This is a genomic window from Tabrizicola sp., from assembly GCF_051645465.1.
In the GTDB taxonomy this organism is placed as follows: domain Bacteria; phylum Pseudomonadota; class Alphaproteobacteria; order Rhodobacterales; family Rhodobacteraceae; genus Tabrizicola.
The window spans coordinates 1-7328 of the sequence record NZ_JBOFBI010000277.1 but is presented as its reverse complement, the minus strand read 5'-3'; the positions used below and the strand labels follow the sequence as shown (position 1 = coordinate 7328).

The following is a 7328-nucleotide window of genomic DNA, read 5'->3' as shown; positions in this document are numbered from 1 at the left end:
GCCGCTGATCGGGTCGAAGGCGACGGCCTCGTGGTCCATCCGGCCCATTTCCTTGATCGGCTTGGCAGTGGTTTCGCCCGCTTCGGTCGAAACCTCGAAGACATAGCCGTGCGGCATGCCGCCCACTTCGGTGAAGTCGGACTTGTCTTCCTCGCAGGTGAGCCCGGTGCCCCCGGGGGTCGGGCCGCCGGCGCAGTTCACCCAGGTGCCGCCGAGGACCGGCTCGACCGCGGTGAACTTGCCGTCTGTGAAGATGAGCTTGGTATTGCCGCCCGCGGCGGGGCCGATGATTTCCTTGTCGTCGTCGTCTTCACCGACAAGTGCCGTGCCCTTGTCGTAGAAGGCCGAGGCGCCGATGGTGCCGTAGCGCGGATCGATGGTGGCTTCGTGGTTGCGGATCAGCGTGAGTTCGGCCTTGCCACCGACCAAGCGGCTGCGGACAACGGCCATGCCGTCATGCCAGGTCGGATTCGGCTTGCCGTCGGCCATCGTGTCTCCGGACCAGCCAAAGGTCTGGTAGGTGAAGCCTTCGGGAAGTTGCAGAAGGGGCAGGCCGGTGACCTGGTCCTTGACCGGGGCGACGGGGCCGTAGGGCGAGGCAATCGGTTCAAGCCGGGTCAGCGCCTCGGCGCGACGGAACGAGAGACCGGCAAAGGGAATGGCAAGCGCAGAGGCGGCAGCCCCGCGCAGCAGCGCACGGCGGTTGGTGTTGGTGAGCATCTGGGTTCTCCCTGGAGTGCAGCGGTTCTTGGGACGGCACCTTGGCGGTGCGTCAGTCAGACTGCGGTTGGCCCGTGAAATTGGGGCAACGTGATTGTGATCCTTTGATGACGCGCCCGTGACAGGGAAGGCGGCTGGTGCCGTGCGGGCGTTGTGGTTGACGGCGGCTGGCGGCGCGGTCAAACCTGCGCTGAAGAGGGAGTTTTCACTGATGCCGCTTGACCTTGAGTTCGTCCGTTCGCAGTTTCCCGCCTTTGCTTCGCCAGTGCTGTCGACCCATGCATTCTTTGAAAACGCCGGGGGCAGCTATCCTTGCGTGCAGGTGGTGGACCGGCTGACGCGGTTCTACCGCGACCGGAAGGTGCAGCCTTACGGGCCTTATCCTGGGGCGCAGGCGGGGGGCGCGGAGATGGACGAGGCGCGGGATCGGCTCGCGGCGATGATGGGGGTGGCGCGGGAGGAGGTGTCGTTCGGGCCCTCGACCAGCGCAAACACCTATGTGCTGGCGCAAGCGGTGCGGAAGTGGCTGGCCGGGACCGGTGGGGCGGTCGTCGTTACGGACCAGGACCATGAGGCGAACTCGGGCGTCTGGCGGCGGTTGGCGGAGGAGGGGATCGAGGTCCGGGAGTGGCAGATCGACCGGGAGACGGGGTCGCTGGAGCTGCCGTCGCTGGCTGCATTGCTGGCTGATGGTATGGTGAAGCTGGTCTGTTTCCCGCATTGCTCGAACGTGATTGCCGAGATCAACGATGTGGCGGCGATCACTGCCATGGCGCGTGACGCAGGGGCGCGGACGGTGGTGGACGGGGTGAGCTACGCGCCGCATGGGTTCCCGGATATCCCGGCGCTGGGGTGCGATGTGTATCTCTTCTCGGCTTACAAGACCTACGGGCCGCATCAGGGGATTATGGTGCTGCGCGAGGCGTTCGGGATGGAACTGCCGGGGCAGGGGCATTTCTTCAACCATGGGGTCTTGTACAAGCGGCATACTCCGGCGGGGCCGGACCATGCCCAGATCGCGGCTTGTGCGGGGATGGCGGATTACGTTGATGCGCTGGCAGAGCGGCATGGGGTTACTGGCGATGGGATGGCGCGTAACCGGGGGGTGCATGACCTGATGCGCGCGCAGGAGGTGGCGGTGATCCAGCCGCTGCTGGACTATCTGGGCGGCCGGAACGACGTGCGGCTTCTGGGGCCGCGCGTGGCTGCGCTTAGGGCGCCGACAGTGGCGGTGGAACTGGGCCGGGCGGCGGAGCCGGTGTCAGAGGAGTTGGGTCGCAACGGGATTGCCTGCTGGGCGGGGGATTTCTATGCGGTCCGGCCGCTGGAGGCGCTGGGGATTGACCTGGAGAAGGGGGTCCTGCGGATGTCGGCGGTGCATTACACCAGCGCCGAGGAGGTTGCGCGGCTGATCGGGGCGCTGGACCGGGTGCTCTGACGGTTTTCATATTGAGCGCTGACGCGCGAAGACTCCTTGTCTCGCCTCTGCGCGTGAAGAACGCGCAGAGGCTCGGGTCAAGAGCGCGCCGCGCGGGGATATTTTTGCAAAGATGAAAGGGGTTAGGTGATCCGGGCGGGGGTCGCCGTTCGTATCTGTCAGGTGGGAAAAGGCTGGGGCATGTCAGACATACCGTTGATCCTGTGGTTCCGGCGCGATCTGCGGCTTTCGGACCAGCCGATGCTGGCCGCTGCCGTGGCGACGGGGCGGGCGCTCGTGCCGGTTTTCATCCTGGACCCGGAGACCGAAGCGATCGGCGCGGCCGCGAAATGGCGGCTTGGGTTGGCGGTCGAGGCTTTTGCGAAGGCGCTTGAGGGGATCGGGTTGCGGCTTGTGTTGCAACGGGGGGCGGCCCTTGAGGTGCTGCGGGGGCTTCTGGCCGAGACGGGCGCAGGCGGGGTCTGGTGGTCGCGGCTTTATGATCCGGCGGCGGTTGCCCGCGATACGGGTGTGAAGGCCGCGCTGAAGGCGGAGGGTGTCGAGGCGCGGAGTTTCGCGGGCCATCTGCTCCATGAGCCTTGGGAGGTCGAGAGCGGGCAAGGTGGCTACTACCGGGTGTTCACGCCGTTCTGGAAGGCCATGCGAGGTCTGCCGGTTGCTGCGCCTGAGCTTGCGCCGGAGCTGGCATGCGGGCCGGAGCAATGGCCCGCGGGCGACGATCTGGCCGGCTGGCAGATGGGCGGGGCGATGAACCGGGGGGCGGGGGTTGTGGCCCGGCATCAGGCCGTGGGCGAAGCTGCGGCGCGGGGGCGGCTGCGCGGCTTCCTTGACGCGGCGGTGGCGGACTATGCCACCTTGCGCGACTTTCCGGGTCTCGCGGGCACCTCGCGGCTTTCGGAGAACCTGACCTATGGCGAGATCGGCATCCGGGAGGTCTGGTACTCAGGGCTGCGGGCTCGGGACGAGGGGGCGGCGGGTGCAGAGGCCTTCCTGCGGGAACTTGGCTGGCGAGAGTTCAGCTATCACCTGATGCACCACACACCCGGGATCACCCATGCCAACTGGAAGCCCGACTGGGACAGCTTTCCCTGGCGCGAGGACACTGCGGATGCCGAGCGTTGGCGGCGGGGCATGACGGGCGAGCCGTTCGTCGATGCGGCGATGCGCGAGATGTATGTGACGGGCACGATGCACAACCGCGCCCGGATGATCGCGGCGAGCTACCTTACGAAGCATCTGATGACGCATTGGAAGGTCGGGCTGAACTGGTTCGCCGAGTGCCTGACCGACTGGGACCCGGCGGCCAATGCGATGGGCTGGCAGTGGGTTGCGGGGTCGGGTCCGGATGCGGCGCCCTATTTCCGCATCTTCAATCCGGCCGGACAGGCGGAACGGTTCGACGCCGATGGCCGGTACCGGCAGCGGTTCCTGGCCGAGCTTTCGCCGGATCCCGGCCCGGAGGCTCTGGCGTTCTTCGCAGCCGCGCCGCGGTCCTGGGGGCTTGACCCGAAGCGGCCCTATCCGGCGCCGGTCATTGAGCTCGATCACGGCCGCGCGCTTGCCCTTGCGGCATACTCTGCACGAAAAGCTTGAGTGAATGCCTGGCTTTGGTGAAAATAGTGTCAACAATAGAAACCCTGGGGGTGGGGTCATGGAAGTTCTGACGTCGGTCAGGGGGCAGCGCGGGCTGCCGAGATACTTTGCCACAGCATTCGAGATCGCGAGCCGTCTGGAGGAAGGGCGGCTGGACTTTATCCTGCCGGACGGGCGCCGGTTCCGGGTGGAGGGGAAAGCCGCCGGGCTTGTGGCCGAAATCACCGTGGTCAACCCGGACATGTTCGCGCGTCTCGTCCGGGAAGGCGATCTTGGCTTTTGCGACGCCTATATGGACGGCTGGTGGACGACGCCCGATCTGCAGGCGTTTCTGGACCTGATCCAGCATCCGGCCAACAAGATGGTGGGCGACGGTTTCCCGGGGCTTGGTCTTGTCCGCGCCTATGAGCGGCTGCGGTTCTGGATGCAGTCGAATTCCAGGCGGCAGGCGAAGAAGAACATCTCCTACCACTATGACCTCGGGAACGACTTCTACCGGCTGTGGCTGGATGACACGATGACCTATTCCTCGGCGCTGTTCGAGAATGCCCAGGAGAGCCTGGAAACCGCGCAGCGCCGGAAATACGCCAGCATGATCGACCAGATGGGGGCAATCGCTGGCGATCACGTCCTGGAAATCGGCTGCGGCTGGGGCGGATTCGCCGAATACGCGGCGAAGGAGCGCGGTCTGAAGGTCACAGGACTGACGATCAGCCAGGCGCAGCACGACTTCGCGGTGAACCGGATCGCAAAGTCGGGGCTGTCGGACCGGGTCGAGATCAAGCTGCAGGACTATCGCGACGAACGGGGGAGCTATGACGGCATTGCCTCGATCGAGATGTTCGAGGCGGTGGGTGAGCGCTACTGGCCGATCTATTTCGACACCCTGCGGGAACGGCTGAAGCCAGGCCGGAATGCAACGCTGCAGATCATCACCATTGCCGACAATCGGTGGCCGATGTATCGCAGGGGTGTTGATTTCATTCAGAAATACATCTTCCCTGGCGGGATGCTGCCCGCGCCTTCCGTGCTGCGGTCGGAAGTGGAAAGGGCGGGGCTGCGGGTGAAGGGGTCGATCGAGTTCGGGCAGAGCTACAGCCTGACGCTGCGCCGCTGGCATGAGGTTTTCAACGATCGCTGGTCCGAGGTCCGGAAGATGGGTTTCGACGAACGCTTCAAGCGGATGTGGGACTTTTACCTCGCCTCTTGCGCGGGCGCGTTTCAGGGTGGAAACTGTGACGTGACGCAAATCACGGTGACGCGTCCAACCTGAGGGATGAAGCATGGCCACTCCGATGCCGACCGGTGCAAAGCTGATGGCAGCAATCAGTTTTGCCGTCGTGGGCTTCATCGTGGCGCACTTCTATGCGCTGAACATGCCGGATGCATCGTCGGCCGGGCCGATCCGGGAGGCGGCGGCCCTTATCGGTGCCATCGTCGGCTGGCGGATCATGGGGGGATCGGTCGGCAAGGGCTATATCGAGGCGGCCGGATCCGGGATCAAGACGGCGGTGATCTTCGTGGTCGTGGCGCTTCTGCTTCTCGCGTTGCAGGAGATGCTGATGAACTCGGTGAAGATGCGCTACGAGGGCGCGCTGGATGCGATCCTCGATGTGTTCCTGACGATGGCACAGCGGTCTGAAGCGCTGTTGTCGCTGGGCGTGTTGGGCGCTGTCTTCATTGGCGGGATCATCGCCGGAATCGTGACCGAGAACGCCGGTCGGCGCTGGCGGTAAGGTGAACCTGACGGACGGAAACTGGCCGCCCGCGCTGCGGGAGGCGGTGGTCGGCCTGGCGGAAGGCGAGGTTGCTGCGGCACGGCTGGGGTTCTTTGCCGAGGTGATGGGCTGGGGCCCCGACCCTGGCGCCTGGCCGACGACGCCCGAGCCCGAGCTTCTCGCCCTGGCCCGGTTGGTGATGCAGGGTTTCGGCCGGTTGCCAGCGGCGCGTGTCGCGCGGCGGCTGGGGTCGTTGCGGGTCGCGGCGGCAAGTCGGGTCCGCGCGGTCGGGGCAGCAGGGCGGAGTTTGCGGGTGGGCACGGGTGAGGTGGAGGCTGAAGTGCCAGAGCCTTCGCATGCCGGGTTCTTCGGGCTGGATACCTATCGGCTGCGGCATCGCCAGTTTGACGGAGCGCTTGGCCCATGGATCACGCGCGAGGTCTTGATCGTCGGGGACGCGGTGACGGTGCTGCCCTACGACCCGGTGCGCGACCGGGTGCTTCTGATCGAGCAGATGCGGATGGGACCCTTTGGCCGAGGCGATCCGTTGCCCTGGCAGCTGGAGGCGATTGCCGGCCGGATCGATCCGGGTGAGACGCCGGAGGAGGCTGCGCGGCGCGAGGCGGTGGAGGAGGCGGGGCTGGTGCTCGGGCGGCTGGAGAAGGTGGCCGAGTACTATCCGACACCGGGGGCTGTGGCGGAGTATCTTTATTCCTACGTGGCACTTTGCGATCTGCCGGATGGGGTGGCGGGGGTCTTCGGGGCCGTCGAGGAGGCCGAGGATATCAAGGGGCATCTTCTGTCGTGCGACGCGCTGATGGCAGCCTTGGCGGGTGGAGAGATCTCCAATGCGCCGCTTCTTCTGACGGTGCTTTGGTTGCAGCGCGAGCGGGGGCGGCTGCGCGGGTGATCCGGCGCTGCGCTTGTGGCAGGCCCCGGAGGGTGTCACACCCTCCGGACCTCCCGTGGGATACTTGGAGAAGAGAAAGCAAATTTTAGATAAATTGTAAGTGGTTACAGGTTGAGGTTGACCCAGGCTCCGTTTCTTGCCGAGGACCGGACGCAGGCGTCGACAAAGGCCACGCCTTCCAGGCCTTCTTTCAGGCCGGGGAAGGTGGTGCCTTCGGGTGTTGCGGTGCCGGTCTTGGCGGCGGTGATGGCGCGGGCGGCCTCGGCGTAGATGTTGGCGAAGCCTTCAAGGTAGCCCTCCGGGTGGCCGGGGGGGACGCGCGTGACGCGGGCGGCTTCGGGGCCGGAGCCAGCGCCGCCGCGGGTGATCAGGCGCTTCGGTTGGCCGAGGGGGGTGAACCAGAGGTAGTTCGGGTCCTCCTGCGCCCACTCGAGGCCGCCCTTGGTGCCGTAGACGCGGAGGCGGAGCGCGTTTTCGTTGCCGGGGGCGACCTGGCTGCACCAGAGCATGCCCTTGGCGCCGCCCTTGTAGCGCATGAGGACATGGCCGTTGTCGTCGACGCGGCGGCCCGGGACGAAGGCGGTGAGGTCGGCGGCGAGGGTGTCGAGGGTGAGGCCGGTGACGAAATTGGCGAGGTTGAAGGCGTGGGTGCCGATGTCGCCGGTGGAGCCGCCTGCGCCGGAGCGGGCGGGGTCGGTGCGCCAGTCGGCCTGTTTCTGGCCGGTGGATTCTAGGGGTTCGGAGAGCCAGTCCTGCACGTATTCGACGTTGACGAGGCGGAGATCGCCGAGGTCTCCAGCGGCGACCATCGCCTTGGCGTGGCGGATCATCGGGTAGCCGGTGTAGTTGTGGGTGAGGGCGAAGACGACGCCCGAGGCCTCGGCGGCTTTGGCGAGCTTCTTCGCCTCCGGAAGGGTGGCGGTCAGGGGTTTGTCGCAGATGACGTGGA

The 7328-nt window shown here is 66.1% G+C and carries 7 protein-coding genes; 5 read left to right on the top strand and 2 right to left on the bottom strand.

Annotated features, from left to right (window positions below):
• The coding region (locus ACRCSW_RS17635; protein WP_438706954.1) for an alkaline phosphatase PhoX at window positions 1-720 on the bottom strand (720 nt) is incomplete at its 3' end.
• 208 nt (window positions 721-928) lie between these two features.
• Between ACRCSW_RS17635 and ACRCSW_RS17630 the strand changes: the two genes are divergently transcribed.
• The 5 genes from ACRCSW_RS17630 (at window position 929) to ACRCSW_RS17610 (ending at window position 6379) form a co-directional block, all read left to right on the top strand.
• Window positions 929-2158, top strand: a complete 1230-nt coding sequence (locus tag ACRCSW_RS17630) for an aminotransferase class V-fold PLP-dependent enzyme (protein WP_438706955.1) — start codon at window positions 929-931, stop codon at window positions 2156-2158.
• Window positions 2159-2338: 180 nt separating this feature from the next.
• Window positions 2339-3751, top strand: a complete 1413-nt coding sequence (locus tag ACRCSW_RS17625; protein WP_438706953.1) for a cryptochrome/photolyase family protein — start codon at window positions 2339-2341, stop codon at window positions 3749-3751.
• Window positions 3752-3809: 58 nt separating this feature from the next.
• Window positions 3810-5024 (top strand): class I SAM-dependent methyltransferase, encoded by a 1215-nt coding sequence (locus ACRCSW_RS17620; RefSeq protein WP_438706952.1) that lies wholly within the window; start codon window positions 3810-3812, stop codon window positions 5022-5024.
• Between the two features lie 10 nt (window positions 5025-5034).
• Entirely contained in the window at window positions 5035-5487 is a 453-nt protein-coding gene (locus tag ACRCSW_RS17615) for a TrgA family protein (protein ID WP_438706951.1), read from the top strand.
• Window position 5488: 1 nt separating this feature from the next.
• Window positions 5489-6379, top strand: a complete 891-nt coding sequence (locus tag ACRCSW_RS17610) for an NUDIX domain-containing protein (RefSeq protein WP_438706950.1) — start codon at window positions 5489-5491, stop codon at window positions 6377-6379.
• 104 nt (window positions 6380-6483) lie between these two features.
• Here ACRCSW_RS17610 and ACRCSW_RS17605 read toward each other — a convergent pair.
• On the bottom strand, window positions 6484-7328 hold an 845-nt coding region (locus ACRCSW_RS17605), incomplete at its 5' end, for a Gfo/Idh/MocA family protein (protein WP_438706949.1).